General features: G+C 62.2%; 1 protein-coding gene. It reads right to left on the minus strand.

The window, feature by feature from the left end:
* On the minus strand, positions 1 to 526 hold a 526-nt coding region (locus A5622_RS29645), incomplete at both ends, for a hypothetical protein (protein WP_197508001.1).

The following is a 526-nucleotide window of genomic DNA, read 5'->3' on the forward strand; positions in this document are numbered from 1 at the left end:
CCAGCAGAGGCTGTGGCGCCTGACTGGAATGTGGTGATGACGTCGTCCTCGTACCACATCGGTTGCCCGGCGCGCAGTTTCAGTAGCAGGTTGATGTATTGCTGTTCGATCGGGTCCTGGTCGGGGTCGAAAATCGGGGCCTCGGACAACAGCAGGTCGAGTTTGCGTTCACCCGACCGATCTGTCTCGAGGTGGATCGTGGTGGGCTCCGGGTCGTCGTCCCACTCGTCGACGTCGTAGTCGAAGATTTTGCGGAACTCGGATTCGTTGTCCTCGGCCGACCGCGGCGGGATTCGCGTTTCGACACAATGGAATCCGAGTTCGAGGTCGCGGTGCAGAACCTTCTTGGCCTTCTGTGTCGACCCGTCCTGAAACGCACCGGTCTTCCATGTCGTCTTCACGGGCGCGTCATAAATACCGCGGCACTGCCCCTGCGCGTTCCAGATGCCCTGCGCGCCGGCGCCGTCGCCATGTGTGTGGAACTCGGCGCCGTTTCCGCCGCCGGTGAACCACAGGGCGGTGATCT

Origin of the sequence: Mycobacterium sp. 1245801.1, assembly GCF_001673055.1 — a bacterium.
Lineage (GTDB): Bacteria > Actinomycetota > Actinomycetes > Mycobacteriales > Mycobacteriaceae > Mycobacterium > Mycobacterium europaeum_A.